The 26,970-nt window shown below is 73.5% G+C and carries 19 protein-coding genes; 5 read left to right on the forward strand and 14 right to left on the reverse strand.

Annotation, left to right across the window (positions count from 1 at the left end):
• Positions 1-3 precede the first annotated feature (3 nt).
• The 3 genes from AAH991_RS24475 to AAH991_RS24485 are packed head-to-tail and all read right to left on the reverse strand — an operon-like array spanning position 4 to position 3,501.
• A complete protein-coding gene (locus tag AAH991_RS24475) occupies positions 4-1,044 on the reverse strand; it encodes a thiolase family protein (RefSeq protein ID WP_346228240.1) in 1,041 nt (346 codons plus the stop codon).
• Entirely contained in the window at positions 1,044-1,964 is a 921-nt protein-coding gene (locus AAH991_RS24480; RefSeq protein WP_346228241.1) for a Zn-ribbon domain-containing OB-fold protein, read from the reverse strand. The genes AAH991_RS24475 and AAH991_RS24480 overlap by 1 nt, the downstream gene beginning before the upstream one ends.
• Positions 1,954-3,501 (reverse strand): acyl-CoA synthetase, encoded by a 1,548-nt coding sequence (locus AAH991_RS24485; RefSeq protein ID WP_346228242.1) that lies wholly within the window; start codon positions 3,499-3,501, stop codon positions 1,954-1,956. The genes AAH991_RS24480 and AAH991_RS24485 overlap by 11 nt, the downstream gene beginning before the upstream one ends.
• A gap of 205 nt (positions 3,502-3,706) precedes the next feature.
• Between AAH991_RS24485 and AAH991_RS24490 the strand changes: the two genes are divergently transcribed.
• A complete protein-coding gene (locus tag AAH991_RS24490; RefSeq protein WP_346228243.1) occupies positions 3,707-4,522 on the forward strand; it encodes a crotonase/enoyl-CoA hydratase family protein in 816 nt (271 codons plus the stop codon).
• 4 nt (positions 4,523-4,526) lie between these two features.
• Here the strand turns inward: AAH991_RS24490 and AAH991_RS24495 are convergent, their stop codons facing one another.
• Positions 4,527-5,708, reverse strand: coding sequence for a damage-control phosphatase ARMT1 family protein (locus AAH991_RS24495; RefSeq protein WP_346228244.1), 1,182 nt, complete (start codon positions 5,706-5,708; stop codon positions 4,527-4,529).
• Positions 5,709-5,922: 214 nt separating this feature from the next.
• Positions 5,923-7,038 carry an NAD(P)H-dependent flavin oxidoreductase gene (locus AAH991_RS24500; RefSeq protein ID WP_346228245.1) on the reverse strand — a complete coding sequence of 372 codons (1,116 nt, stop codon included), beginning with the start codon at positions 7,036-7,038 and terminating at the stop codon, positions 5,923-5,925.
• Positions 7,039-7,266: 228 nt separating this feature from the next.
• Between AAH991_RS24500 and AAH991_RS24505 the strand changes: the two genes are divergently transcribed.
• Together AAH991_RS24505 and AAH991_RS24510 are read left to right on the forward strand one after the other, a co-directional pair.
• A complete protein-coding gene (locus AAH991_RS24505; protein WP_346228246.1) occupies positions 7,267-8,229 on the forward strand; it encodes a LysR family transcriptional regulator in 963 nt (320 codons plus the stop codon).
• Positions 8,230-8,556: 327 nt separating this feature from the next.
• Entirely contained in the window at positions 8,557-9,711 is a 1,155-nt protein-coding gene (locus AAH991_RS24510) for a S1 family peptidase (protein WP_346228247.1), read from the forward strand.
• A gap of 280 nt (positions 9,712-9,991) precedes the next feature.
• Here the strand turns inward: AAH991_RS24510 and dprE2 are convergent, their stop codons facing one another.
• The 4 genes from dprE2 to pgfA (AAH991_RS24530) all read right to left on the reverse strand — a co-directional run bounded on the left by dprE2 (position 9,992) and on the right by pgfA (AAH991_RS24530) (position 14,015).
• Positions 9,992-10,741 carry a decaprenylphospho-beta-D-erythro-pentofuranosid-2-ulose 2-reductase gene (dprE2, locus tag AAH991_RS24515; RefSeq protein ID WP_346228248.1) on the reverse strand — a complete coding sequence of 250 codons (750 nt, stop codon included), beginning with the start codon at positions 10,739-10,741 and terminating at the stop codon, positions 9,992-9,994.
• 22 nt (positions 10,742-10,763) lie between these two features.
• Positions 10,764-12,113, reverse strand: a complete 1,350-nt coding sequence (dprE1, locus tag AAH991_RS24520; RefSeq protein WP_346228249.1) for a decaprenylphosphoryl-beta-D-ribose oxidase — start codon at positions 12,111-12,113, stop codon at positions 10,764-10,766.
• Positions 12,110-13,024, reverse strand: a complete 915-nt coding sequence (locus tag AAH991_RS24525) for a decaprenyl-phosphate phosphoribosyltransferase (protein ID WP_428834019.1) — start codon at positions 13,022-13,024, stop codon at positions 12,110-12,112. Before AAH991_RS24525 ends, dprE1 begins: the two co-directional genes overlap by 4 nt.
• Before the next feature lie 61 nt (positions 13,025-13,085).
• A complete protein-coding gene (gene pgfA / locus AAH991_RS24530; protein WP_346228250.1) occupies positions 13,086-14,015 on the reverse strand; it encodes a cell envelope lipid trafficking protein PgfA in 930 nt (309 codons plus the stop codon).
• Positions 14,016-14,201: 186 nt separating this feature from the next.
• Between pgfA (AAH991_RS24530) and AAH991_RS24535 the strand changes: the two genes are divergently transcribed.
• Positions 14,202-15,455 carry an acyltransferase family protein gene (locus AAH991_RS24535; protein WP_346228251.1) on the forward strand — a complete coding sequence of 418 codons (1,254 nt, stop codon included), beginning with the start codon at positions 14,202-14,204 and terminating at the stop codon, positions 15,453-15,455.
• A gap of 1,901 nt (positions 15,456-17,356) precedes the next feature.
• Entirely contained in the window at positions 17,357-18,127 is a 771-nt protein-coding gene (locus AAH991_RS24540; RefSeq protein ID WP_346228252.1) for a class I SAM-dependent methyltransferase, read from the forward strand.
• Here AAH991_RS24540 and pgfA (AAH991_RS24545) read toward each other — a convergent pair.
• The 5 genes from pgfA (AAH991_RS24545) to AAH991_RS24565 form a co-directional block, all read right to left on the reverse strand.
• Positions 18,068-19,051 carry a cell envelope lipid trafficking protein PgfA gene (gene pgfA, locus AAH991_RS24545; protein ID WP_346228253.1) on the reverse strand — a complete coding sequence of 328 codons (984 nt, stop codon included), beginning with the start codon at positions 19,049-19,051 and terminating at the stop codon, positions 18,068-18,070. The two genes, AAH991_RS24540 and pgfA (AAH991_RS24545), sit on opposite strands and share 60 nt — an antisense overlap.
• Positions 19,048-23,334, reverse strand: coding sequence for an alpha-(1->3)-arabinofuranosyltransferase (locus tag AAH991_RS24550; protein ID WP_346228254.1), 4,287 nt, complete (start codon positions 23,332-23,334; stop codon positions 19,048-19,050). The genes pgfA (AAH991_RS24545) and AAH991_RS24550 overlap by 4 nt, the downstream gene beginning before the upstream one ends.
• An 8-nt stretch (positions 23,335-23,342) precedes the next feature.
• Positions 23,343-24,629 carry a glycosyltransferase family 4 protein gene (locus AAH991_RS24555; RefSeq protein WP_346228255.1) on the reverse strand — a complete coding sequence of 429 codons (1,287 nt, stop codon included), beginning with the start codon at positions 24,627-24,629 and terminating at the stop codon, positions 23,343-23,345.
• 184 nt (positions 24,630-24,813) lie between these two features.
• Positions 24,814-24,945 carry a hypothetical protein gene (locus AAH991_RS24560; RefSeq protein ID WP_256862666.1) on the reverse strand — a complete coding sequence of 44 codons (132 nt, stop codon included), beginning with the start codon at positions 24,943-24,945 and terminating at the stop codon, positions 24,814-24,816.
• A 137-nt stretch (positions 24,946-25,082) separates the two neighbouring features.
• Positions 25,083-26,753, reverse strand: a complete 1,671-nt coding sequence (locus AAH991_RS24565; protein WP_346228256.1) for an MmpA family trehalose lipid delivery protein — start codon at positions 26,751-26,753, stop codon at positions 25,083-25,085.
• Positions 26,754-26,970: the final 217 nt, after the last annotated feature.

The following is a 26,970-nucleotide window of genomic DNA, read 5'->3' on the forward strand; positions in this document are numbered from 1 at the left end:
CTCCTACAGAGACTGGTCGAGGACGGCGCCTTCGAGCACGGCGACGAGGTTCTGCTGCAGGCACGGTCCCGAGGTGGCGTGCGCCACCGCGCGGGCGGCCGAGCCGTCGAGGATCCGCCGGGCCGCCTCCCCGACGCGGATCAGGCCGGTGGCCATGACCGGGTTGGCCGCGAGCGGCCCGCCGGACGGGTTGACCGTCACCTCGCCGGACAGGCCGAGCGCCGCCCGCAGGATCGGCTCCTCGTGGCTGAACTGGGTGTGCAGCTCGGCCACGTCGACCGGGCCCTTGCCCACTCCGGCCGCCCGGCCCGCCTCCGCCGTGGACACCGACCGGGACAGGTCGCGCATGCCCAGGTAGTGGGGCTCGGCGCGGTGGGCGATGCCGGTGATCCAGGCGGGCCGCCCGGTTAGCTCGCGGGCACGGTCCCCGGCGGCCAGCACCACGGCCGCCGCCCCGTCCGTGACCGGCGCGACGTCGTACGGCCGCAGCGGCTCGACCTCGAACTCCTCTCCGGAAGGGTCGGGCAGGTCGAGGGCGTGGGGGTTGGCCCGGCCGTCGGCCCGGCTGCGCCGTACGATCTCGTCCAGCGCCGGTCTGTCCGCGTTCACCGCGCAGGCCTGCAGGGCGGCGTACGACACCTGGTCGAGCCCGAGCGGCGCGAGATAGTACGGATCGAGCTGGAGCGTCATGATCTCCCGGATGTCCGACATCGACGACTTGCCGAAGCCGTAGACCAGGGCGGTGTCGATGTCGCCGTGCTGGAGCCGCACCCACGCCTCGTACAGCGCGAACGCGCCGTCCATCTCGACGTGGCTCTCGCTGATCGGCGGCCAGGCGCCGACCGCGTCAAGCGCCGAGACGAACGAGAACGGCGCGCCGGCCAGGTAGTCGCACGAGCCGGAGCAGGTGAAGCCGAACCTCTTCAGCCCGGTCGCCCGCTTGACCTCGTCGATCACCGGCAGCAGCAGCTCGGGCTCGGCCAGCCCGGTGTCGTGCCCGGTGTGCACGGTCTGGGCGAAGGCGACGACCGCGACCTCCCTCATCAGGCACCCCCGATGGAGTCGTCGAGGTCGGCGTCCGGCTCGCCGGTCGGCTCGAACCACTTGACGTTGGTCATCGACAGCGTCCGCTCCTCCGGCGGCACCCACACGGCGCGCACCCGCATGCCCTGCCGCACCTCGTGTGCCGGGATGCCGCCGATCAGCGCGATCATCGGCGTGTCCGCGCCGTCCAGCAGCACGTACGCCGAGACGAACGGCACCTCGGGGGCCCGGGGGTCGGGCAGGTTGTTGATCGCGTAGGTGGTGACGGTGCCGGTGTCGGCGACCTCCACCTCCTCCTCCACGACGGAGCCGCAGGCGGGGCAGGACACGCGGTAGGGCACGTAGACGGCGTCGCATTCGGCGCACCGGCCGCCGAGGAACCTGCCGTCGCGCACGCCTTCGAGGAAGCGGGTGAGCGCCCGGCCCGGCGTGACGCGATACTCGGCCCGCACCGGCGCGACGAGCGAGGTGACCTCGGGCACGAAGCACTCGATGTCCGTGATGTGGCCCGTCGTGGCGGCCCGCCAGCGCGGGCGCACCCGCAGTCCCGGCCGCAGCGCCTTCGGGCTTCCCGCGTCCAGCGCGTGGACCAGGGCGGTGTCGGCGCCGTCGAGCTTGATGAGCGCCCAGGCGAACGGCCGGTCGAGCGGGTGGCCGGGGCGCGGGGAGCCGACCCAGGCCCACGCCTGGACGGTCCCGGCCGGTCCGACCTCCACGTAGTCGTCCGTGACCGGCTCGCCCGTGTCCGGGTCGTACTCCAGCGGCGGGACCAGCACCCGCCCGCCGGCCGTGCGGACCCCGACCAGCCGCCGGTCGCGCAGCTCGGTGAGGAACCGCCCGATGACCGGACCGGTCGTCCGCGTGTAGCCGCCGGGGAACTCCAGGACGTGAATGGCGGCCGGCGATTCCTCAGATGGCACGGTCCCTGCCTTCCCAGTAGGGGGCGCGGAGCTTGCGTTTGAGCAGCTTGCCGTTCGGCTCGCGGGGCATCTCGTCGATGAACTGGATCATTCTCGGCCACTTCATGTGGGCCAGGCGGCCCTGCAGCGACAGGACGATCTCCGCGGCCAGTTCCTGCCCGGGAACAGCGCCGGGCGCGGGCTCGACGACTGCCATGATCCGCTCGCCCCACTCGTCGTCCGGGATGCCGAACACGGCCACGTCCGCCACTTTCGGGTGGACCATGAGCTCGTTCTCGATCTCGGCCGGGTAGATGTTGGCGCCACCCGAGATGATCATGTCGGCCTTACGGTCGCAGAGGAACAGGAAGCCGTCCTCGTCCAGGTAGCCGATGTCGCCGACGGTGAAGTGGTCACGCAGCCGATTGGCCGCGGTCTTCTCCGGGTCGCCCTTGTACTCGAAGGAGACGCCCATCTTCATGTAGACGGTGCCGGGCGTGCCCGCGGGCACCGGTGCGAGCTCGTCGTCCACGATCAGCAGCTCACTGCCCGGCCAGGCCTTCCCGACCGTGCCCGGCCGTTTCTTCCAGTCGTCGGGGGTGGCGATCGTGCCGCCGCCCTCGGTGGCGGCGTAGTACTCGTAGATCACGTCGCCCCACCACTCCAGCATCTGCCACTTCACGGGCACGGGACACGGCGCGGCGGCGTGGATCATCCAGCGCAGCGACGACAGGTCGTAGGACCGCCGCGTCTCCTCGGGCAGCGACAGCAGCCGTTTGAAGTGCGTGGGAACCATGTGGGAGTTCGTCACGTGGTGCCGCTCGCACAGGCGCAGCGTCTCCTCGGCGTCCCACTTGTCCATGAAGACCAGCGTGTGGCCCATGTGCAGCGCCGTACCGGCGAACTGGGTGACGGCCGTGTGGTAGCTCGGCGAGGTGACGAGGTGGGCGTTCGGCCGGCCCGGCGTCACGCCGAACAGCCGCAGCAGGCCCGTCATCAGCTCGGCCGAGTCGTCGGGGTCGAGGCCCGTGAGCGCGCGCCGCACGCCCTTCGGCCGTCCGGTCGTGCCGGAGGTGTAGTGCATGGTGGCCCCGGCCGTACGGTCGCCGGGCAGGGTGTCGGGCATGCCGGCGGTCAGCTCGGCCACCGGGCGGAAGCCCTCGATCTCGCCGTAGGAGAAGCACCGCCCGGCCGCGATGCCGGCCTCCCGGGCGGCCCTGGCGGCCTCGGCGGCGTACCGCTCGTGGGCGAGGAACGCGGCCGCCTCGCTGTCGGCGACGATGTAGCCGATCTCCGGTCCGGTGAGGTGCCAGTTGACCGGCGTGTAGTACCACCCCGCCTGCAGGGCGGCGAGATAGAGCACGAGGCCGTCCGCGCCGTTGGGCAGCAGGCCGCAGATGCCGTCCCCGGGTCCCAGGCCCAGCGCGCGCAGGCCGTGGACCATGCGGTTGGCCCGGGCGAGCAACTCGCCCGCGGAGTGTTCCGTGCCGTCGGGATCGACCGCCGCGATCCACGCCGGGTCGGTCTGCGCGAGCCTCCAGAAACCGAGTGAGCCCATGTGCCAGCTCCCTAGGGGGTGCGCCGCGAAGCCGGGCGTCAGCGGCCGGGCAGTGAAACACGACGGGACGACGCTGACAAGATCTGGCAATGCGGAGCGACTCAGATGAGAATCGGTTCTAGTTCTTGCGGGCAGACTAACCCCGCGCGCGATGTCTAACAAGCGCTTGATCGAACCGGTGACGCCGTCCCGCTGGAGGACACCTGTGGAGCTCCTGCCCATCAGCACCCCGCACTGCCGGATCGAGCGCGACGGTCACGTGGTGATCGTCACGATGGACCGCCCCGAGGCCAGGAACGCGCTCTCGCAGGACATGCTGGTGGGGCTGGCCGAGGCGTGGCAGTACGTCTCGGACGAGCCCGAGGTGCGGGTCGGCATCCTGACCGGGGCGAACGGCACGTTCTGCGCCGGGGCCGACCTCAAGGCGATGGGCACGCCCTCGCAGGACGAGCGGGTGCGCCGCCGGGCCGCCGAGATCCCCGACTACCACTGGAAGGGCCTGCTGCGCGATCCCGAGGCGCTGCCGTCCAAGCCGATCGTGTGCGCGGTCGAGGGATACGCCGTGGCGGGCGGCACCGAACTGCTCGTCGGCACCGACCTGCGCGTCGCCGCCGAGAGCGCCACGCTCGGGCTTTTCGAGGCCAGGCGGGCGCTGTTCCCGATGGGCGGCAGCGCCATCCGGCTGCCCCGCCAGATCCCGTACGCGTTCGCCATGGACGTGCTGCTCACCGGCCGGGCGGTCACGGCGGCCGAGGCGCTCGCGATGGGCATGGTCAACCGGGTCGTGCCGGACGGCGGGGCGCTCGCGGCGGCCCGTGAGATCGCCGAGCAGGTGGCCGCCTGCGGGCCGCTGGCCACGCGGGCGATCCTGCGCGCCTACCGCGAGACGCTGGGCATGCCGGAGGCCGAGGCGCTCAAGGTCTCCGACGCGATCGGCTGGCCGGTCATCGGCTCCGAGGACGCCAAGGAGGGCGCCCGCGCCTTCCGCGACAAGCGCCCGCCCGTCTACCGGGGCCGATAGCCGTTCAGGGACGGACCTGGACCATGGCGTGGGTGCCCGTGGTGCGCCATGGGCGGCCGGTCGCGTCCAGCTCCGCCAGCGTCCGCTCCGGCACGCCGACCAGCGCGTCCGACTTCAGCGTGCGCAGCGCGACGACGGGCCCCGGGAAGTAACCGGTGACCGCGGCGAACGGCATGGTCGCCGGCCACATCCGGTCGCCGACGAGCCGCCGGTAGTTCAGGTCGCCCTTCAGGACGGTCAGCGAGGCCGACGCGAACTCCGCGCGCAGGTCGTCCGGCATGTCCGAGTAGGGCAGCGGAGCGCAGGCGAAGGGATGCGCCCGCAGCCGAAGACGCCCCTCCTCCATCGCGGCCCACAGGCGGGCGCCGGCCTCCCCGGCCCGGCCGGGGGCCGCGGCGAGCCGCCGCACGCACGCGAGCACGTCGGCCGGGGTGGCGTCCGACACGAAGTACGGAACGGGCTTCACGTGGAGGACGACCTCGCCCGCGAGCCCGCGGGTGAGGAGGTGGTCGACGAGCACGAGGTCGGGCAGCAGTTCACGCCCCGCGTTGTCGGCGACCAGGCAGATCCGCCCCGGCGCGGCGGCCTCGACAAGCGTCCACAGCAGCGGGCCGTCGTCCACGACCAGGCCTGCCGCCCTCTCGTGGTCGCCGTCGAGCGTGACGCCGAAGGACAGGTCGGCGCGGTTGCCCCACAGCGAGCCGAGCAGGAGCGCCCGGGCCTGCTCGTCCGGGGGCAGCGCCGCCGTCTCGTCGAGCGCCGCCAGTTCCCCGTCCACGACCGGGCCCTCGAGCTCGGCCTGCTTCATCGGGCCGAACGGGTCGACTCCGCGCCACGGACCGTCGCCGAAGTATCCGGTGGCCTCCAGCAGCTTGCGGTAGAAGTAGCTCTCACCCCACAGGAACGGCACGTCGACGTAGCGACCGCCGATCTTGCCGCGTCCCCACTCGGCCCAGGCGGCGCCGTCGTGGGCCGACGGCCCCAGCGGCGCCATGACGTCGCGCACGACCTCGTCGAGCAGCCGGTCGAGCGCGCGCCGCCGGTCCGGGTCGTACGGCAGCGCCCGCGCGACCTGGCGGACGAGCACGGGATGCCGCTCCCTGAAGACGCTCAGGGCGTAGGAGCCGGGGACGTTCCCCATGATCGGCGGGGCCTCGGCCACGGTCTCGTCGCGGGCACCACTCATCCCCGGCATCCTCCCTCGGCTCGCCGAACTGCACGGCCAGTAAATCGCAGCGGCCGAGCGACCGAGGGAGGCGGGGCGGCGGTGTGGGGCAGGGGTGAGGGACCGGGGCGAGGGACCGGGGCGAGGGACCGGGGCGAGCGACCGGGGCGAGCGACCGGGGTGAGCGACCGGGGTGAGCGAGGACCCCGCCCGCCTCGCCCGCTCGCTCGCGGCGTCAGCCGTCGCCGGTGATGCTGCCGAGGCGTTCCATGGCCTCGACGTACTCCTCCACCATCTCGAAGACGACCTGTTTGGCCGGCTTGACCTGGTTCATCGCGCCGATGATCTGCCCGGCGGGGAACGTGGCCAGCTCGGTCGCGTCCGACCTGCCGATCCGCCGCAGCGCGTCGGAGATCAGCATGAACTGCAGCGGCATCGGCAGCGTGCCGGGCGACTCCGCCGACTCCCACGCGTCGGTCCACTCGTTCTTCAGCAGACGGGCGGGCTTGCCGGTCCAGCTCCGCGACCTGACGGTGTCACGGGAGGTGGCCGCGATGATGCGCCGCCGTACGGTCTCGGAGGTGTCGGCCTCCTCCACGGCCAGCCAGATCGAGCCGGTCCACACGCCCTCGGCGCCGAGCGCCATGCCCGCGGCCATCTGGCGGCCGGAGCCGATGCCGCCCGCGGCCAGGACCGGGACGTCCACCGCGTCCACGACCTGCGGGATGAGCACCATCGTGGAGATCTCGCCGGTGTGGCCGCCCGCCTCGGTGCCCTGCGCCACGACCACGTCCACGCCGACCTCGACCTGCTTGACGGCGTGGCGCGGCGTGGAGGCGAGCGCGGCCACCTTCACGCCCTTGGCGTGCGCCTGCTCCACGACGTCGGCGGGCGGCGGGCCGAGGGCGTTGGCGAGCAGCGCGATGGGATGCCGGAGCGCGACCTCGACCTGCGGCCGGGCCGTCGCGTCGGTCCAGCCGAGCAGGACCTTGCCCGAGTCGGATCCGTCCAGCGGCGGCACGCCGTGCCGGGCCAGCAGGTCCTCCACGAAGGCCCGATGCCCCTGCGGGATCATCCCCTGCAGCCGCGCCACCAGGTCGGCCGGGGAGTCCACGTCGAGGTCCGACCCCGCGTAGGAGGCGGGCATCACCACGTCCACGCCGTACGGACGGCCGTCCACGTGGTCGTCGATCCACTTGAGCTCGATCTCGAGCTCCTCGGGGGTGAAGTACAGGGCGCCGAGCACTCCCATGCCGCCGGCGCGGCTGACCGCGGCGACGACGTCCCGGCAGTGGCTGAAGGCGAAGATCGGAAACTCGATACCGAACATGTCGGTGACACGTGTCCGCATGCCTTCGAACGTACGACGGCCTCCGGCGAACTGCAACGCGTTCTACTAACTGGGGATCGACCCGTTCCTACCAGCCGGTAACTCGACGGCCGGGGACGCGACGGGAAGCCGCACGAGAACACGTTCCAGCACCCGGGGCGGCGATCATCCCGCGATGACCACCGTTAAAGTCAGATTTCATGACAATGCGGGATTGCGGCCATACCACGGGAGTCGTACCTTCCCCCTATGGATCTGGAGATCCGCCACCTCAGAATCGTGCACGCGGTCGCCGAAGCCGGGAGCGTCACGAAAGCGGCCACCCGGCTCGGCCTCGCCCAACCGTCGCTCACCGCTCAGCTCAAGCGCATCGAGCGCTCGCTCGGGGGCCCGCTGTTCGAACGCGACCGCAACGGCGCACGTCCCACTCCTCTCGGCGAGATGGTGCTGTCCCGCGCCCGGGTGCTGCTGCCCGCCGTACGGGACCTCCAGGAGGACGCGGTACGGTTCGCCAACACCTCGGTCAAGCTGCCCGGCTATCGCATCGGCGCGACGAACGGGCCCATACTCGGCGGGCTGGTCGAGCGCCTGACCGCCGACCAGCCCGGCGTCCCGGTCACCACCCGCACGTCCTGGTCGGCCGGTGAGCTGACCTCGCTCGCGGTGGCCGGCCGGCTCGACTTCGTGCTGCTCGGCACGTGCGGCGACAGCCCGCCTCCCCCGGCCGAGGCGATGAACTGGACCACGGTCGGCACCGACCCGGTCTTCGTGCTGCTGTCGGCCGACCACCCGCTCGCCGGGGAGAGGGAACTGGAGCTGTCCAGCCTCGCCGACGAACACTGGACGGTCGCCCCCGGCGACGGCTGTTTCGCCGACTGCTTCGCCGCCGCCTGCGCCCGGGCCGGGTTCGTCCCCGAGTCCATCTACGAGACGGACGTGGCGACCTGCCTGCACCTGGTCGGGGTGGGCAAGGCGGTCGCCCTGTGCCAGGCCACCTTCCGGCTCACCGCCGGGCTGGTCATGATGCCGCTGGCCGGCGCGCCGCTGCGCTGGCGGCACCTGCTCGGCTGGCACGCCGACTCGATGGGCGCGCGGGCCGCCGCCCCCGTGGTCGCCGCCCACGCCCGGGCGGCGTACGCCGACGCGGTCCGCCTCAGCGCCCGCTACGCGGACTGGCTCGTCACCAACCCCGAATACGGCACCGTCCCCTGACGCGGCGGCGGGCGCACCCCCCTGCGCCCCCGCACGTCCGTCCACGCGATCCGGCCCCGCGATCCGGCCACGCGTCCCGCCACGCCTTCCGTCCACGCGTTCCGGGCCACGCCCAGTCACCCGCCCGGCCGCCGGTGCAACTCCGCGACGCCTCCCTCCTCTCGCGCTCGCGCACGCCCGGAGGTCCGAGGGCGGTTATTTCCGGGCCAGCGAATCCCCCAGCGAGGGCGGTTCCATAACTCGGTGATAGGGGCGAATTGATAGATCCACGTGACAGCGGAGGTCGGTTACGTTGACGGCACCCCCCAAAGACAAGGAGAGCCCCACATGCTCCACAGACGCACCGTACTCGCCGGATGCGCTCTGGCCGTCACGGCCCTCGCCACGGTCGCCACCCCCGCCATGGCCGAGCCGAACAACTCTCCCGCCTCCTCCGCCGTCAAGCCGCCGCCCGCGATGGTGGAGGCGATGCAGCGGGACCTCGGGCTCACCTCAGCCCAGGTCGACGCCCGCCTCGCGAACGAGGCGAAGGCCATGGCCACCGAGGCCAAGGTGCGCGCCACCATCGGTGACGCCTACGCCGGGTCATGGGTCTCCGGCACCACCTCGGAGAGCTTCATCGTCGCCACCGCCGACGCGTCCAAGGCCGGCGCGATCCTGGCCGCGGGCGCGCAGCCGAAGCTCGTCGGCCGCAGCCTCGCCACGCTCGAGTCCGCCGAGGCCGCGCTGGACCGGGCCGCCGCCGGCGCGCCCGCCTCCACGTCCGTCTGGTACGTCGACGTGCTCAGCAACAGCGTCGTCGTGCTGTCCTCCAACGCCGCCGAGGCCGAGGCGTTCGTGGCCGCGAGCGGCGCCGACAGGTCGGCCGTACGCGTCGAGCAGTCCAACGAGCAGCCGCAGACCTACTACGACGTGCGCGGCGGCGACGCCTACTACATCAACAGCTCGGCCCGGTGCTCGATCGGCTTCTCCGTACGCAGGGGAACCACGAACGGCTTCGTCAGCGCCGGTCACTGCGGCCGCGCCGGCAACAGCACGACCGGCTACAACCGGGTCGCCCAGGGCACCTTCCAGGGCTCCTCGTTCCCCGGCAACGACTACTCCTGGGTCGCGGTCAACAGCAACTGGACGCCCAGGGGCTGGGTCAACAACTACAGCGGCGGCAATGTGGCGGTGCGGGGCTCGTCCGCCGCGCCCGTGGGCTCGTCGATCTGCCGGTCCGGCTCGACCACCGGCTGGCACTGCGGCACGGTCCAGCAGCTCAACGCCAGCGTCCGCTACTCCCAGGGCACGGTGAGCGGCCTGACCCGGACCAACGTCTGCGCCGAGCCCGGTGACTCCGGCGGCTCGTTCATCTCGGGCAACCAGGCTCAGGGCATGACCTCCGGCGGCTCCGGCAACTGCTCCTCCGGCGGCACCACCTACTTCCAGCCCGTCAACGAGGCCCTCTCGGCGTACGGCCTCACCCTCGTCACCGGCTGACCCCCACCCCCCACCCCCCACCGCCCGTGATCTTGTAGTTTGTCGCAACAAAGGCTGTGTCCAGGGCCGCCACGGTCCGTGATCTTGCACAAAAGCGCACCCTGGGTCCACGACCAGCGAGAACGCCCTCCGTGATCATGCAATTGCTAGATCACGGAGGGCGTTTTCGCAGGTCGAGCACATGACCAGTGAGTCGACCACAAGATCACGAAGGATAACACTGCAGGTCAGCGGCTTCTCTGCGACAAACTACAAGATCACGGGCTGTGTGTGGGTGGGGTCAGCGGGGGAGCCTGCGCCATATGGGGCGGGGAAGCAGCCGCATGACGGCGAACGCGAGCCGCAGCCGGGCGGGGACCCACACGGTCCCCTTCCGCGTGTCCAGGGCCTCCACGACCGCGTCCGCGACCTCGGCCGCCGTCACCGACATCGGGGCGGGGGTCATCCCCCGCGTCATCCGGCCGATCACGAACCCCGGCCGGACGACCACGACCCGGGCCCCGGAGCCGTGCAGTGCGTCGGCCAGTCCCTGGGCGAAGCCGTCCAGCCCGGCCTTGGCCGAGCCGTACACGAAGTTGGCCCTGCGCACCCGCACCCCGGCCACCGACGACAGCACGACGAGCGTGCCGTGTCCCTGCTCGCGCAGCCGTCGCGCGGCGGCCAGCCCGATCGAGACGTGGCCGCCGAAGTTGACCGCGACGTCGCGGGCGGCGGCCACCGGGTCGGCGTCGTAGACCGCCTGGCTGCCGAGCACGCCGAACGCCGGGATCACCACGTCGAGGTCGCCCACCTTGGCGGCGGCCTCCTCGATCAAGGCGGCGTGCGCCTGCGGACGGGCGGCGTCGAAGTCCAGCATGTGGACCTCGGCTCCGAGCCGTTCGAGGTCCTCCACCGGCGCGGTCCCACCGCGTGCGGCGAGCACGACCCGGCGGGCGCCCCGCCGGACCAGCCGCTCCACGATCGCGAGGCCGATCTCGCTGCGCCCGCCGAGCAGCAGGACCGTGTCGACCGAGCCCAGTGCGTTCCTCACAACCACTCCCTCGACGACGGAATCAGCACAGGCGCAGCCTACGGGCGAGGTCGGAGACGAAGACGCCGTCCGGATCGGCCCGGCGCCGGATCTCCCGCCACTGCGGCAGCCGGGGGTACGTCGCGGCCATGGTGGCGGCGGACATGCGGGAGTCCTTGGCCAGGTAGAGGCGGCCCCCGGCCGCGGCGACCCACTCGTCGAACTCGGTCAGCATCGCGGCCAGCCCGCTCTGCCCGGCGGGGATGTCCAGGGCCAGCGTCCATCCCGGCATGGGGAACGACAGCATGCCGGGAGTGCCCGCCCCGAACCTCTTCAGCACGGTCAGGAACGACACGACCCCCGCGCCGGACAGCCGCTCGACCACCCGGCGCAGCGTCTCCTCCGCCCCGAGCGGCACCACGAACTGGTACTGCACGAAGCCGCGCGGGCCGTACATCCGGTTCCAGCCGTCCACGCCGTCGAGCGGGTGGAAGAACGGCGCGATGCCCTGGACGATACGGCGCGGGGCGGCGGGGGCCTTGCCGTACCAGGCGGCGTTGAAGGCCCGTACGGTGGCCCGGTTGAGCAGGCCGCCGGGCACCCGGGGCGGGGCCGACAGCAGGGGCCGCGGCGCGAAGGCGAGCGGGTTCCCGCGCGCGCGGGCGGGCAGGTCGCCGGGCACGGCGTGGTCGCCCCGGGTGAGCACGCCCCGGCCCATCCGCCCGCCGCGCGCCAGCAGGTCGATCCACGCGACCGTGTAGCGGTGGCCGTCGTCGGTCGCGGTCATCGTCGCCAGGGTCTCGTCGAGGTCGCGGGTGCGCTCGACGTCCACCCGCACCCACGCGGTCTCGACCGGCACGCACCGGAACGTCGCCTCGGTGATCACCCCGGTCAGCCCCATGCCGCCCACGGTGGCCCAGAACAGGTCGTCGCGGGGGGTGAGCGTCCGCAGGCTCCCGTCGGCGGTGAGCAGGCGCAGCGAGCGCAGGTGGGCGCCGAAGGAGGAGTCCACGTGGTGGTTCTTTCCGTGCACGTCGGCCGCGACGGCCCCGCCGACCGTGACGTACCGGGTGCCGGGGGTCACCGGGACGAACCAGCCGCGCGGGACGAGCGCGGTCATGAGGTCGTGCAGGCTGATCCCCGCCGACGCGGTGACGAGCCCCGCGGAGTCGACGTGCCACGACCGCTCCAGCGCGGTGCAGTCGAGCACGAGCCCGCCCGCGTTCTGCGCGGCGTCGCCGTACGCGCGGCCGAGGCCGCGGGCGACGACGCCGCGGCCCCCCGCCTTCGCCAGCAGCGCGGCCGCCTCCTCGGCGGTGCGCGGGCGGGCCACGGTGGCGCGCGTGGGCGCCGTGCGCCCCCATCCCGTCAGCAGCGTCATGCCAGGAGTCATGCCAGTTGGATACCGCATGCCAGCAGGACCAGCATCAGCGCGAGGAAGATCTGGAGCGGGCGGTCGCGCAGCACCAGTTCCTCGGGCTCCTCCCCCACTCCGCGGTCGACCAGCAGCGCGTGCCGCAGCACGACCAGCACGAACGGCACGATGCTGAGCGCGCAGAACGCCCTGGCCGGCCCGGTGTGCTCCTGGAGCGCCCACAGGCAGTAGGTGACGATCATCGCCCCCGAGGCCATGACGCGCACGTGGCCGAGGTAGCTCGCGGTGTAGGTCTCCAGCGTGGCCCGGGCGATCGAGCCGTCCCCGGGCCGGGCGCGGAGCTCGGCCTCCCGCTTGCCGGTCACCAGCAGCAGCGAGCCGAGCGAGACGACGACCAGGAACCAGCTCGTCACCGGCACGGCCACGGCGACCGCCCCCGCGTACGCGCGCACCACGTGACAGCCGGCCACCGCGACCAGGTCCACCACGGGCTGGTGCTTGAGCCAGAGGGTGTAGGCGAAGGTGAGCGCGAGATAGCCGGCGACGACGGCGGCGAGCGGCCACCCGCCCGCGAGCCCGGCGAGCAGGCCGGCCGCCAGCAGCGCCGCGCCGGCGGTCCGCGCGAGCCGTACGGACACGGTCCCGGCCGCGATCGGCCGCAGCCGCTTGCGCGGGTGCCGCCGGTCGGCGGCCACGTCGGCCGCGTCGTTGAAGAGGTAGGAGCCACTGGCGGCCAGGCAGAAGGCGGCGAACGCGATGAGCGAGCCGCGCAGGCCCGCCCCGGTGGTCAGCACCCCGGCGGCGGCCGGCGCGGCGAAGACGAGCGCGTTCTTGAGCCACTGCCGGGGCCGGCAGGCCCGCACCAGCCCCGACGCGCGTGCGCGCCGGGAGGGCGCGCACGCCGGAGGCGTCGCCACCGGCGGGCCCATCGGCGGCCCCATCGGCGGGTTCAACGCGCTCTCCCGCTTCACGGACAGGTCCGTCTTCGGGTCACTTCACGCGGCCGGGCCGCAGCAGCAGCCACGCCCCGACGACGGCGAGCGCGAGCCCGAGGATGAGCGCCACCAGCGGGAGCGTCGTCCTGATCAGGGTGATCTGGGCCATGTTGTCGCGGGCCGTCTGCACCAGATTGCTGACGGTCTCCGGGGTGAACGACGCGGTGGCGATGAAGGCGGGCAGGCGCTCGACGCCGTCGGACGTCTTGAGCACCTCGTGACGCTGCTGCTCCTGCTTGACCGCCACGCCGGTGTTCGGCTCCACCCAGAACGTGATGGTGCCGTCGTAGACGCGCTCGACCTGGATGTCCCCGGTGCCCTTCATGCCGAGCACGGAGGCGGGCGCGCTGAGCGTGTCGGTGACGGTCGGGGGGATCTGCTGCGTGAACTTGTAGACCGGCAGCCCGTTGACCGTGTCCTCACCGGCGAACGTCGCGTCGTACGCCTTGCGGGCGTCGGCGTTGAACACCTGGTAGGTCTTCTTCTCGACGCCGAAGGGGAACAGGAAGACCTGGCCCCGCAGTTGCACGGGCTGCGCGCCCTCCCCGGTGTCGACGCTGGTGCCGCAGCAGGTGACGCCCTGACCGTTGAACTTGTTGAACGCGCTGCGGAACTGCGTCATCGAGATCCGCGGGTTGTTGTTGGTGACGTCGCTCGCGGCGGTGAACTGGTCCCACACCACGTGGTCGTCCTTGGACTCCTTGACGTCGCCCCGGACGGTGACCGTGATGTCGAGGTCGCCGGTGAGGACCTTCAGGTCGCGCATGCTGAAGTAGCGCGCGTTGGGAGCGGTCAGCTTCGCGACGCTGTACTGGTCGGCCGGCGCCTGCACGAGCTTGTCCGCCACCTGGAACCGCAGCAGTGGCGCGAAGACGACGAGGAACGCCCCGATTGCCAAGAGAACAACTCCCACTCCGCGGCGCATCGCTCCTCCTGGGGGCAGACCAGTTGATGCCTATTTATCCTGAAACAGGTTTCTATTTCGCTGTATGTTAGACGGGGCAGTGACCGACGTCACGAGGGATATGGAAAAGTGACCGAAACAGGTTCTAGCTCGTCGGCCACTCGTGACATGTTACCCGCCGGTTCGCAACCCGTTCGTGACACTGGCGTGCCCGTCGGCCACGTCGACGCCCTCGACGGCGTGCGGGCGCTCGCGGCCGTCGCCGTCCTCGTCTTCCACGTCGCGATCGAGTCGGCGGCGGCGCTGCACGACAACTTCTTCAGCAGCCTGCTCGCCCGTGGCGACGTCGCGGTCCCGATCTTCTTCGCGCTGTCCGGGCTGCTCCTCTACCGGCCGTACGCGCGTGCCGCGCTGCTCGGGGAGCGTCCCCCGGACACCCGCGTCTACCTGGTCAAGCGCGCCCTGCGCATCCTCCCGGCGTACTGGCTGGTCGTGGTCGTGGCGATGGTGCTGTGGTCCAAGCCGCACCTCGGCGACGTCAAGACGTGGCTGCAACTGCTGCTGCTCGGCCACACCTACGAGATCCACCCCTGGTGGTTCGGCCTCGGGCCGCGCGGGCTCGCCCAGATGTGGAGCCTGTGCGTCGAGGCCGCCTTCTACGTGCTGCTGCCGCTGGTCGCCGCCGTGCTCGCGGCGTTCGCGCGGCGCGGCGGCCCCGGCCTCGACGCCCGCGCGCGGCGGCTGCTGACCGGCGTCGCCGTGCTCGCCGCGTCGTCGTTCGCGTGGGCGCTGCTCACCTACTACCCGGTCTACCGGCCCTACCTGAACGCCTGGCTGCCCCGGGCCTGGGTGTTCTTCGCGGTCGGCATGGCGCTGGCCGTCGTCTCCGAGTGGGCCCGGCAGGAAACCGGCGAGAACGGCCCGGCGCGCCGGTTCGTCCGGGCGGTGGGCGCGTCGGCGGGCTCGTTCCTGCTCGTCGCCGCCCTCGCGTACGCCGTGGCGGCCTCGCCGCTGACCGGCACGCGGTTCAGCGGCGTGGACGGCGTCTGGGCCGACCTGTCGGAGCTGGCCCTGTACGCCACCGTGGCGGCCGGGCTGGTGACCCCGGCAGCGCTGCTGCCGGCCGGCGGCTCGCCGTACGGCCGCTTCCTGAGCAGCCGCGTGATGCGCTTCCTCGGCCGGGTGTCGTACGGCGTGTTCCTGTGGCAGTTCGTGGCCCTCTATCTCTGGTACGACTTCACCGAGCAGCAGGCGTGGAGCGGGAACTTCGCCGGCAACCTGGTCGTGGTCGGCGCGCTCACGCTGCTGCTCGCCACGCTCACCCATCGGTACGTCGAGGAGCCGGCGAGGCGCCTCGCCCGCCTGGCGACCTCTTCCCGGAGGGAGAAGCGGACGGGGACGCCGACGGAGACGGCGACGGAGACGGCGACGGAGAAGGCGGCGGCGTCGCCGCTGCCGTAGGGGCGGGCGCGCCGGGCACGGGGTCGCCGTAGGCGAAGCCCTTCAGGCAGACCCCCGACGGGTCGTCCAGCCGGATCAGCAGCCCCCTGCCGACGGCCGTGACCGGGAACCGCACCAGCGCGCCGCCGGAACCGGTGGCGTGGAACCGCAGCTGTCCCCGCTGCCCGCTCATCTCGTAGCTGCCGGTGCCCGCGCGCTCGGCGGTGTAGGCCAGCCCGGCGATCGGCCCGGGCCCGCCGAAGGACACGACGTCGGGGAAGAAGATCGCGTCGCCGAGGAGCGGGAAGCACGAGCGGCCCCCCGGCGGCACCACCCCGACCGACGCCTTGACCTCGACCGGCGCGAGCCCGCCCTTGTCGTCGAAGACGAGCGCCTGCTCCGACGGCTCGGGCACCCGCATCCGGGCGCGCAGCGCGGGCCGGGCGAGCGGGGCCAGCAGGTGGTGGCTGAGCCTGCGGTTGCCGTTCCAGGGCAGCACGATGTCCTCGGGCAGCGGGCTGGAGTAGATGACGGCCGTGTCCGGCACCCGGGCGAGCGAGGCCCGCACCGCGGCCAGGTAGGCCCGCACGCGGTCGCCCGACAGCGTGTCGCGGTAGTTCTGAATCGAGACGATCGACATCGCGAGGTAGGCGCCCGCGAGGAGCCCCGCCGCCGTCGGCAGCCCGCTCCCTGCCGGGATCGGCCGCCGGTACGGCTCGGTCTCGTCCCGCATGGGCAGCAGCGCGAGTCCCAGGCAGACCGCGAGCACGATCGCCGCGTCGGCGACGTACCGCGTCTCGGAGCCGACGACCTGGGCGAGCCCGGTGCCCCGCGCGATCGCGGTGGGCACGCCGTCGGCGGCGACCAGGTAGCCCGCCAGGATCAGCCAGGCCCGCACGGCCCGCCGCCGCCACAGCACCGTGCCGGCCACCAGCACGGCGAGCACGGCCCATCCGGCGGCCACCAGCAGCGGACCCGGGTCGGCCAGCCCGCCGTTGGGCAGCACCGGGCCCCACGACAGCGGCCCGCCGACCACCCCGGCGGGGAAGATCTCGCCGAGCAGGCGGCCCAGCAGGTCCGCCGCGTCGCCCGGCGCCGGGACGGCCGCGCCCTCGCCCGGCGCGGTGCCGCGGCGGGCCAGGTAGAGCGCCGCGTACGCGCCCGTCAGCAGCGCGTACGAGCCCCACAGGCGCCAGTGGGAGCGCAGCTCGCGCAGCATGAGCGCCGGCCACGGGCCCGCCCACGGCCGCAGGTGCGACGTGGTGAGCGCGAACAGCAGGAACGGGACGAAGACCCCCTTCGTGCTGAACGCCATGCCGGCGAGGACCCAGAAGAAGGCCCGGCGGGCGTGCCGAGCCCCGCCCTCCCGGACGTACCTCACCTGGGCGGCGAGGGCCATGACCATGGCGAGCTGGAGCGGCACCGCGTTGACGGCGGCCGACCACCAGCCGAAGGCCGGGATGGTCAGCGGCGAGAACAGGGCGAGGGTGAGCGGCAGCAGGATGCCCGGCCGCGTGCCGAACAGCCGCACGAGCAGCCGCAGCAGCATGACCGCCGCGGCGGCCTGGACCGCGAACGTGACCGCCGAGACCAGCAGCCAGTCGTACGCCGACAGCCGCGACAGCACCCAGGTGAGCCCGAGCGCCCCCGGCATCAGGTGACCCTTGTGGACGCGGAACAGGAAGTCGAACGTGAGGGAGTGCTCGTAGGCGTCACCCACGAACAGGAAGTCGTCCTCGACGAAGGACGACGACGTGAGGACGGGGACGCGGACCGCCAGCGACGCCACGACCAGCAGGACCGCCGCGATCATGACGGGATTCGCCAGGCCCGCTCGCCATGCCGGCGCGATGCCGGGCCGTCCGGTACGCATGATCTGACTCATCGGGATTCTCCCAGCGCTGTGGGACAAAAGGGGTGTTATGCTCCGGCGCACCCGACAGGAGAGGGACGTCGTGCACGCCGAGCCGTTCCGCGCCGACCTGGCCCGTTCGATTCGCCTGTTCAGCGCCTTCCGCAAGGAGCAGACCGACCCCGACTTCTTCTACGGCCTGCTCGCCCGCGACACCGTCGCCCAGCTCGCGGCGTACGCCGACCTGGACGGCGCACTCGTCGCGGACGTCGGCGGCGGGCCCGGTTACTTCACCGACGCGCTGCGCGCCGTGGGCGCGCGGCCGGTGTGCGTGGACTGCGACGCCGGGGAGATGAGCGCGCGCACCGGCGCGATCCCCGACGGCGCGGTGCTCGGCAGCGCCCTCGACCTGCCGCTGAAGACCGGTGCCGTGGACGTGTGCTTCTCCTCCAACGTGCTGGAGCACGTGCCCGACCCGTGGCGGATGGGCGACGAGATGGTGCGGGTGACGCGGCCGGGCGGCCTGGTCTACCTGTCGTTCACCAACTGGCTGTCGCCCTGGGGCGGCCACGAGACCTCGCCGTGGCACTACCTGGGCGGGCATCGGGCCGCGCGCCGCTACACGCGCCGCCACGGCCACTCCCCCAAGAACGTGTACGGCACGAGCCTGTACGCCGTCTCGGTGGCCCGGGCGCTCGCGTGGGCCCGGCGGCACCCCGGCGCCGACCTGGTCGACGCCCTGCCGCGCTACCACCCTCGCTGGGCGACCCCGGTGATCCATCTACCCGGCGTTCGCGAAATCGTGACGTGGAACCTGCTGCTGGTGCTGCGCCGCCGCTGACCTTCTCGTCCGCGCGCCGATCCGGTGGACCAGGGCGAGCACGACCGCGAGCAGGCCGCACGCCAGCGGGATCCACTCGCGCGTCAGCAGGATCCACCGGCGGAACCGGGCCGCCTCGTCGGCGAACGCCCGCACCTCGGCGGCGCTCGTCGTCAGGTCGGCGTCGAAGGCGACCTGACGCTCGACCTGGTCGGGCGTGCGCAGGGTGTCGCGCCGCCGCTCCCGGGTGCGCACGGTCAGCCCGCTCTCCGGCTCGACCCAGATCGTGCGGGTGATCTCGGTGTACCTCGCCACGGTGACCCGCCGCTCGCCGGGCATGCCGACCGACGTGCCGGGCACCGGGCCGGGCAGGTCGGCCGTCTTCACCGGCCCGGCCGAGTAGGTGTAGCGGTAGGTCCGCAGGCCCTCGACGGTCTCCTCGCGCTCGAACCGCATCGGCGCCTCCCGCCGCAGCACCGGGTCGAACATGCCGTACGAGCGCGGCTCCGCGCCCGCGGGCAGGCGGAAGGCGAGCCCGGTCTGCCGTACGCCGGGATCCTCGTCGACGTATCCGCCACAGCAGTCGACGGCGAGGCCGGTCCGCCGGTCGAAGGCCGTGCGGCGCTCGTGGTAGTCGACCCGCTCGCCGTCCCGGGTGTCGAGCGAGGAGAACTCCACCCACACGGCCGTGCGCTCGTCCCCGGCCCGCGGATCGCCGTAGACGGCCACCGTGTTCTGCACGGGCACGCCTCTGTGGAGCCGGAACGTGGCGGTGTCGAGGTAGGTGGCCGAGGGCGAGACGAGCCGCTGGATCCTCGTCAGCTCCAGCGGCAGCACCGTGGTCCGCGGGGCGACGTAGAAGTGGAACAGCACCCCCACGGTGACCAGGAAGGCGATGCCCGCCAGGAGCAGCGTGCGCGGCGACCGCCCCATCTCCCCCCTCACACCCCCACCCCCCTGCCGTGATCTTGCAGTTTGTCGCAGGAACCCGGCGCGACCTGCGCGTCTTCCGTTCGTGATCTTGCACTTGAGCGGCCGAAAGCGCCCCCACCAGCACCGTTCCCGTCCGTGATCTTGCGATCGTCGTCCGGATCCCGTACGGCGGCCAGCAGCCGGGCGAGCACGACGAGACAGAGCGCGTCGGCGGCCGCGCCCTGCCCGGCCGCCTGGGCCACGCCGGCGAGGCCGAGCGCGACGAGCACCACCCACGCGGAGGCGGCCCGGCGGGCGAGGGCCCGCGGGCGGCTCGGGCCCGCGTGCTGGGCGGCGGCGATCCCGCGCAGCCACAGGAACGCCGCGAGCGCCGCGGCGACGACGGCCACGCCCGCCACGCCCCCGGCCCACAGCCCGGCGAGCGGCGCCGCGATCCACACCCACGGCGCGCGGACGCGTCCCGGCCCCACGGGTCGCAGCCGCGACCGGCCCCGCACCAGTGCCAGGGCCACCACCACGAGGGCCAGGCCCAGCCCGGCCAGCAGCGCCGCGCGGTAGGCCGGATCGGGCTCGTAGCGCAGCACCACCTCGCCGCCGCCGGCCGGCAGCTCCCACGCCTGCCGCCAGCCGTCGAGCCGTGCCGGGGTGAGCCGCGCGCCGTCGAGGTACGCCTGCCAGCCGGCGTTGAAATTCTCGTTGACCACCAGATAGGACGGCGCGGCGGCGGCGACCCGGAGGCGGCGCTCCTGCGGCCCCCACGAGGTCACCGTGGCGGGGGCGGCCGTCACCGCCTTCCGCTCCTGCCCGGTGCCGTCGGCCAGCACCACCGAGCGAACCCGGAAGGCGTCGCCCGGCGCCACGCTGACCCTGCTGCGGCCCTCGGTGAGGTGCACGGGCGCGCAGCCCGAGTAGGTCAGCGGGCGGCCGTTGAGCACGTCGTCGAGCGTGCCCTCGACCACCCGGGTCGGCACGTCGTCGCCGTCCACCCGCAGGGTCGGGCCGTACCCGCAGGGCAGCCGCAAGGGGATCGCGCCGAGGCCGCCGAGGGGTTTCACCCCGGGGATGGCGATCTCGGCGACCTCGATCGCGCGGGAGGCGGGCGCGGTGAACTCGATGGTGAACGTCCGCGTCCTCACCGTGGGGAAGGTGAACACGCCGTCGCGGTCCACCCAGCCCTGCACCGCTCGCTCTCCGGCACGCAGCGTGAGCTTCACCGGCGGGATGCCCTGCGCCGAGTCGGGGAACAGCACCCGGATCCGCGAGAAGCTCCGGGTCGTCCCCAGGTCGATCGACAGCGTCGGATGCCGGTCGAACGGCTGGGCGAACCACAGCGTCGAGGGGTCGCCGTCCATCGCCTGGCGGCCCAGCACGGCGCCGTGCTCGGCCGCCGTCGAGGACGCGCTCACATGCGGGTACTGCTTCGGCAGCGTGGTGAGCAGGTCCGCCGCCTTCGGATCGGTCAGCACGGCCTGCCCGCGCAGCGTGCGCACGCCGTCGCGCGCCACCGGGACGAGCCGGTCGAAGCCGTTGCCGTCCTCGCCCAGGATCTGGAGGCGGGAGGAGCACGTCCAGGTGACCGAGCCCCGCATGCACGCGTCGGCGTCCCCCTGCTTGGTCAGCAGCATGGTGCCCGGGTCGCCCGCGCCGGTGCCCGTGTTGGATGTGTCCGGCACCGAGATCGTCCGCACCGCCCGCACGCCCGGGACGCGCAGGTCGGTGATGCCGACCCGGCTGCCGAGCGCCGTCTTCGGCTCGTACGCGAGCCTGGTCACCCGGATCCGCAGCCACCGGCTCTTGCCCGGCACCGGTGGCAGCGGCTGGAGCGCGTCGGTCCGCGCCACCGGGACGCGCCGCACGCCGCGCTCGGTCTCCAGCGCGACCTCGGCCACGGGCGGCCCGGCCGCCTCCTGCTCGAACGCCGCCGAGATCTCGGTCAGGTCGACCTGGCCGGTGAAGCGGACCTCCAGCCACTCCCCGACCGCGCCGTGCCAGCCGTCCGACCGCCATCCCGTGCGCGGGTCGTCGTCGAGCGCGGCGTACGGCTGCCGCCCGGGGTCGCGCTGGCCCACGGCGGCCGTGACACCGGAGTCCGCCGACGAGGCGGTGACGTCCTTCACGTCGAGATAGCGGGCGGTCGAGGTGGCCGCCGACCAGGCCGGATCGGTGAGATCGGTGGTCACGAGCGCCTGGTCGTCCGGCAGCGTGGCCGACGCGATGCGCCGTACGTCGCCGAACACGATGTCCCGTTTCCGCAGCGTGTCGGTGAGGATCGTGTCGCGGGCCGGGATCGCGGCCGCGCCCGGCTCGTCGCCGACGAGCACCGGCCGGTCGCCGGTGAGCAGGCCCTCCTCGGCCAGGTCGAGCACGGCCTCGGGGGCGCCCTCCACGTGCAGCGTGCCCGCACGGGGCACGGTCGAGGCGAGCGGAGCCGTCCCCGGGATCGTGTAGACCTCCAGCGCCGGGTACGGCTGGTCGAGCCAGCCCGAGGCGGTCCCGCTCGCGGTCAGGCCGACCAGCGGCCCGAACTCGGCGGTCCTGGAGAGCCCGGAGTCCTGCAGGGTCTGGTGCACCCGGGCGGGCCAGGCGGTGCCGAGCGTCTCCCTGATCAGGTCGTTGCGGATGAGCAGGTGGCTCACCCCGGCGCGGCGCAGGGCCGCGGTCAGGCCGGGCGAGCCGCGCCCGGTGGCGAAGCGCTCGTCCACCGCCTGCACGAGCCGGGCGAGGCCGGGCGAGCCCCACGGCACGTTGGCGTGGGTGGCCCAGCGCACGGTCAGCAGCGACTGCATGGGCTCGTCGAGCGGCCGGCCCCACAGGTACTCCCCCCGGGCCGAGCCGGGCATGGCGAGCACCATGCCGTCGCCCGCGTTGCGGTTCAGCCAGGCCGCCGCCTCCCGCCAGTAGGTGGGGAGGTCCGCGAAGGAGCCGCGGGCGGTCACCCCGGCCGTGCCGACCGGCACGAGCGTGAGCGCGAGCAGCCCGGCGATCGCGGCGGTGACCGGCCCGCGCAGGCGCGCCGGCCCTGTCGCCGGCCCTGTCGCCGGCAGGGCAGCGGGAAGCGCGGCCAGGCCGAGCGCCAGCGGCAGCCGGATCAGCGCGTCGAACTTGTGCAGGTTGCGGAAGGGCGCGAGCGGCCCGTCGAACAGGTCCCTGACCTGGCCGGTCCAGGGGTGGGCGAGGTCGCCCGCGTGGCCCGCGGTGACGATCAGCAGGCCGGCGACCACGCTCAGGACCAGGAACGTCCGCTCCGGGGTCGCCCGGCGGACGACGCCGGTCAGCCCGAGCCCGGCCACCAGCGCCGTCGCGGCGACCAGCCACGGCACGGTGGCCTGGTCGTAGGCCGCCGGCAGCCACGGCTGCCCGTCCACCGGCAGGAACGAGATCCAGCTCGACGTGCCGCGCAGCGCGTTCACCAGCGAGGTGACGCTGGTGGTCGCCGACGCCGTCTCGATGAACGGCAGGAACGAGAAGATGTAGCGCCCGAGCAGCAGCAGCGGGACGAGCCACCACATCGACACGAGGCCGGCGAACAGCAGCCACCAGCCGAGCAGGGCCCATTTGCGCCCGCCGTTCCGGCGGCTGAGCAGGTAGACGAGCGGGACGACGAGCACGGCCAGTTCCGCCGCCGCGTTGACGCCGCCCGCGAACAGGAACGCGACGGCCGAGAGCGCGGCGGCCCGGCGCGGGCTCACGCCCTCCCGGGTGCCGCGGACCAGCGGCAGCAGCACCCACGGCAGCACGGCGCTCGGCTGGAACTCCGAGGAGTTGATCCCGATCAGGGCCAGCGCGTGCGGGGCCAGGGCGTAGGCGAGCGCGCCGAGGATCCGGGTGCCGGGCGAGCCGATCCCCATCGCCCGGGCCAGCCGCTCGGTCCCGAGGAACGCCGCGCACAGCACGAGCGACATCCACAGCCGCTGGATGTCCCAGGCGGGCATGTCCATGGCCCGGAAGAGCACGTAGAACGGCCCCATCGGGAAGAGATAGCCGTACGCCTGGTTCTGCAGGTGGCCGAAGTAGGCCGGATCCCACAGGTGCAGCGCGCGTGACAGGAACCCCAGGGGGTTCACCGCCATGTCGAGCTTGGTCTCGGAGATCACCGCGCCGGGCGCGGTGTTGAAGGCGACGGCCGCCAGCAGCAGGCAGCCCGCGAGCAGCCGCAGCCGGTGGCGCAGCGTCCGGCCCGGCGGCGCGGGACGGGCGGCGGGGGCGGGCTCCGGGGCTCCGGCGCTCTCGCCGGGCGCGCGGGTCACCTCTTCCGGCGCGGGCTCCCGCGGCTGGACCGGGACGTCGACGGACACGGGCGCGCTCAGGCCTCCTGCTCACGGCGGTCGTCCGGCGGCCGTGCGGCCGGACGTACGGGGAGCCGGCCGAGCTCGCCCGCGACCAGCCCGGTCATGGCGGCCCCGGTCTTCCCCCAGGTGAACTCGCCCGCCCAGCGCCGGCACGCCCGGGCCATCCGGGCCCTCGTCAGGGGGTCGTCCAGCTCCCGCAGGGCGTGGTCGACCACGTCGGCGAGCCGCTCGCCGTCGCGGACCAGCCAGCCCGTCACGCCGTGCCGTACGGAGTCGCGCAGGCCGGCCACGTCGTAGGCGACGGTGGGCACGCCGAGGGCCGCCGCCTCGATCACGGTCAGCCCCCAGCCCTCGAACTCCGAGGCCGTGACGTTGAGCCTGGCCCGGCTCAGCACGGCGTTCTTCTCCGCCTCCGGCAGGAATCCGTGCAGGTGGACGCGTCCGGCGACGTCGGGCCTGCCCGCCCGCTCGGCCAGCCGCTCGTGCTCGGGCCCCCTCCCGACGACGTGCACGTGCAGGCCCGGACGGCCGGGCGCCAGGTCGGCGGCGAGCTCGACCACCCGCTCGACGCGCTTGTGCCCGACCAGGCGTCCGAGGTAGACGACGGCCGGGTCGCCCGGCACCGGCTCGCTCGCGACGGGCCTGGCGGTCGGGCTGCCGTTGGGCACCACCTCGATCGGGGCCAGCCAGCGCAGGCGCTCGCGCAGTTCGTGGCGGGAGGACTCGGAGACCGTCACCGTCGTGCACCGGCGATACAGCAGCCGCGCCACCGGCCCCTCGATGAAGCAGCCGATCCGCGCCAGCCAGCGCGGGAAGAAGGCGTAGAACTGCCGGTCGTGCACGTGGTGGACCACGCAGATCACCCGCGTACGGCGGCGCGCCACGACCGGGGAGAAAAACGGGATGCCGTTCATGCAGTCGACGACGACGTCGAACCGGCGGCGGTGCAGCAGCAGCCAGAGCGGGACGAGGAGATAGACCAGGTATTTGCCGCCCATCCTGCGCAGCCGGATGCCGTCACGCGACTCGGCGCGGGCCTGGTACCGCTCCCGGCTGGTGAGGAAGCTGACGCTCGCGCCCTGGCCGACGAGGTAGGCGGAGACCCGCCACGCGTACTCCTCCGCGCCGCCGGCGACGGTCTGGCTCGGCTCGCGGAAGTTCAGCACGGCCACGCGTACGCCCGCGAGAAGGGGAACGGCGGCCGGGGCGGCGCCGGCCGCCGCCAGGTGCGGCCTTTCGGGCGGCTCGGGAAGGGGGGCCGGGCGCCCCGAGGATTTCGCCTTCGCACCCTGTGCGACCACGACCACTCCTTCGGGTGACACGTCTCGGCGGGAGTTCGGGGGGCACCGCGTCACCCGGACGGGGCGGTTACGGCGGTGCGGGCGAATCGGGGCACGGACGCATGAGGGCGTGGCGAGACCACACCCCCTGGCGGGCTCGGACTTCGCGGAGGTCCTTATGGAACGGGTCTCAGGTCTGCCGCGTTCACCTGTCGCCGTAGTTGTAGAGCGGCTTGTTCGGCGGCTCCGCGGTGGGCGCTGCCACGTTGACGACCGCCACGGAGGCGACGCCGGCGAGCACGGCCCCGACCGCGAGAGCAGCCAGCACCTTCAACACGGATGCTTCCTCCTTGTCGGGAGCGGGCGATAGAGGCCGAGAGTAGAACGTGATACAGGTCCTACACCATAGCCTTGGTCAAACCGTGATAAAAAGACTTACTGTCCAGTATGCCATCCGTCCCCGATCTTGGCTGGTCACAGCCGCACCAGCAGTAGCTCCCGGCCTCTGTATACGGGGGTCGCCCCCGGCAGCCGGGACAAGAACGTGTTCTCATCAAGCCCGGCCGCGAGCACGTAGCGCACCCCCTCCCGCCGCAGCCCGTCCGCCGCGGACGACACCGGAGGGCCGGCGGGCGGTGTGCCCCCGGCCGTGGTGGGTTCCGTGGTGGGTTCCGTGGTGGGTTCCGTGGTGAGCCCCGTGGTGAGCGCCGACGCCACCGCCTCGATCCGGCGGACCCGCGGGCTCTCGGCCGCGACCCGGATCCGCCCGCCGCCCGGCACGCCGACGACGAGCGTCTCGTTCCACAGCACGGGCCGGGAGAACATCTTGGTCGCGGGGTCGAGGACCACCCGTCCCGAATTCCAGGAGAAGGCCCGGTAGGCGCTCCAGGGCAGCGACAGCAGCGCGCCGGGAGCGGGATCGCCGTTGACGACGGCCTGGACGCGGCGCCATTCGCCGGGATATCCGGCCGTTCCGAGCCTGCCGGACGCGCCCAGCGCGAAGGTCGGCAGCACGAGCACCGGCACCGCCACGGCGGCCGCCGCCACCGGGGCGGGCAGGCTCCGGCACAGGGCCGCCGCCACGACCGCGACGCCCGCCGCCTGCGCGAGCGCGAGCGGCGCGACGTACACCTGCCCGTCGCGAAGCGGGCCGAAGCCCGCCCACCATCCGACGAGCTCCCGCAGCACACCGGACGCGAAGGCCCCGGCGCAGGCGATCAGGACACCCGCGCACGCCGCCACCGCCAGTCCCCGCCACCACGCGGGCCTGCGGGTGGCACCGCCGAGCCGTACGAACCCGGCGACCGCGACGAGCGTCAGCGCCAGGCGGACGGCGGCGAGCCCCGGGCCGTCCTGGCCGGGCACGACGGCGTGGGAGTTCCAGATGCCGCCGAGGCTGAGCAGGCTGCCGAGCGTGCCGAACGGCCCGTCCGCCCGGGGCGCGAACGCGGCCACCCCGGCGGGGTCGGTCACGGCGTCCGACCGGAGGGCGGGCACGAGCCACGGCAGGCTGAGCACCACGACCACGGCCGACGCCCACGACACCGACCTGAGCACCGCGCGCGCCCGTCCTGTCCCGGCGCGCAGCACGGCCACCGGGAGCACGGCCAGGGCGCTGACCAGCATGGCCTGGAACCCGCCCACGGCGGCGGGCAGGAGGGCCGCGGCGAGCCGCCCGGGCCCGCCGCGCGCCGCGGCGCGCACGGCCCAGGGCAGTCCGGCGTACCCCAGCAGCAGCGCCCAATGGCCGAGGAGCAGGCGCTGCGCGAGATAGGCGTTCCAGGCGTAGAAGGCGGCGGCGGCCAGCCGGGGCACGAGCACCGCCGCCCGCACCCGGGCCTCGGGCGCGCCGCCGGCGGCGGACCCGTAGGACAGGGCCTCACCGGCCAGGGCCGCCGCCCCGGAGGCGGCCAGCGTGAACAGCCCGAGCAGGATCGCCTTCTGCACGATCTCGGCCGGGATCACGGCGGACAGCAGCGCCACGACCTGGTCGCTCGGCACGGCCCGGGGGAAGCCGTCGCCGAAGCGCAGCGGCGGGTCCGGCACGAAGACCATGTCGTAGCGCAGCGTGAACCCCGGCCCCAGCGCGGGCCCGAGCGCGAGCACGCCGAACGCCAGGCCGAGCAGGGCCGGCCCGAACCGCACGATCGCCGGCCCCCGTGCGGCGCCCGCATGCCCCACAAGGCCAAGCCGCACAAACCGGAAGGGCCGCCACATGTCGTCCAGGCTAGTGGCCCGCCTTGACGGCGTTCGATCGCGTCGGCGCCTGTCGGCGGCCTGTGCCCAGCGGAGAAAGGGGACGGCAAGGCCGTTGCAAGCGCTCGGCCTTACCACTGGGACACGGCCGCCGCGACTCCCGGGC

It is taken from the genome of Microbispora sp. ZYX-F-249 (assembly GCF_039649665.1).
Lineage (GTDB): Bacteria > Actinomycetota > Actinomycetes > Streptosporangiales > Streptosporangiaceae > Microbispora > Microbispora maris.

Coding starts and splice junctions, on each gene's coding strand:
- AAH991_RS24475 (WP_346228240.1), bottom strand. CDS start 1,044: ATGAGGGAGGTCGCGGTCGTCGCCTTCGCCCAGACCGTGCACACCGGG.
- AAH991_RS24485 (WP_346228242.1), bottom strand. CDS start 3,501: ATGGGCTCACTCGGTTTCTGGAGGCTCGCGCAGACCGACCCGGCGTGG.
- AAH991_RS24495 (WP_346228244.1), bottom strand. CDS start 5,708: ATGAGTGGTGCCCGCGACGAGACCGTGGCCGAGGCCCCGCCGATCATG.
- AAH991_RS24500 (WP_346228245.1), bottom strand. CDS start 7,038: ATGCGGACACGTGTCACCGACATGTTCGGTATCGAGTTTCCGATCTTC.
- AAH991_RS24505 (WP_346228246.1), top strand. CDS start 7,267: ATGGATCTGGAGATCCGCCACCTCAGAATCGTGCACGCGGTCGCCGAA.
- AAH991_RS24510 (WP_346228247.1), top strand. CDS start 8,557: ATGCTCCACAGACGCACCGTACTCGCCGGATGCGCTCTGGCCGTCACG.
- dprE1 (WP_346228249.1), bottom strand. CDS start 12,113: ATGACTCCTGGCATGACGCTGCTGACGGGATGGGGGCGCACGGCGCCC.
- AAH991_RS24525 (WP_428834019.1), bottom strand. CDS start 13,024: ATGGGCCCGCCGGTGGCGACGCCTCCGGCGTGCGCGCCCTCCCGGCGC.
- pgfA (WP_346228250.1), bottom strand. CDS start 14,015: ATGCGCCGCGGAGTGGGAGTTGTTCTCTTGGCAATCGGGGCGTTCCTC.
- AAH991_RS24540 (WP_346228252.1), top strand. CDS start 17,357: ATGCTCCGGCGCACCCGACAGGAGAGGGACGTCGTGCACGCCGAGCCG.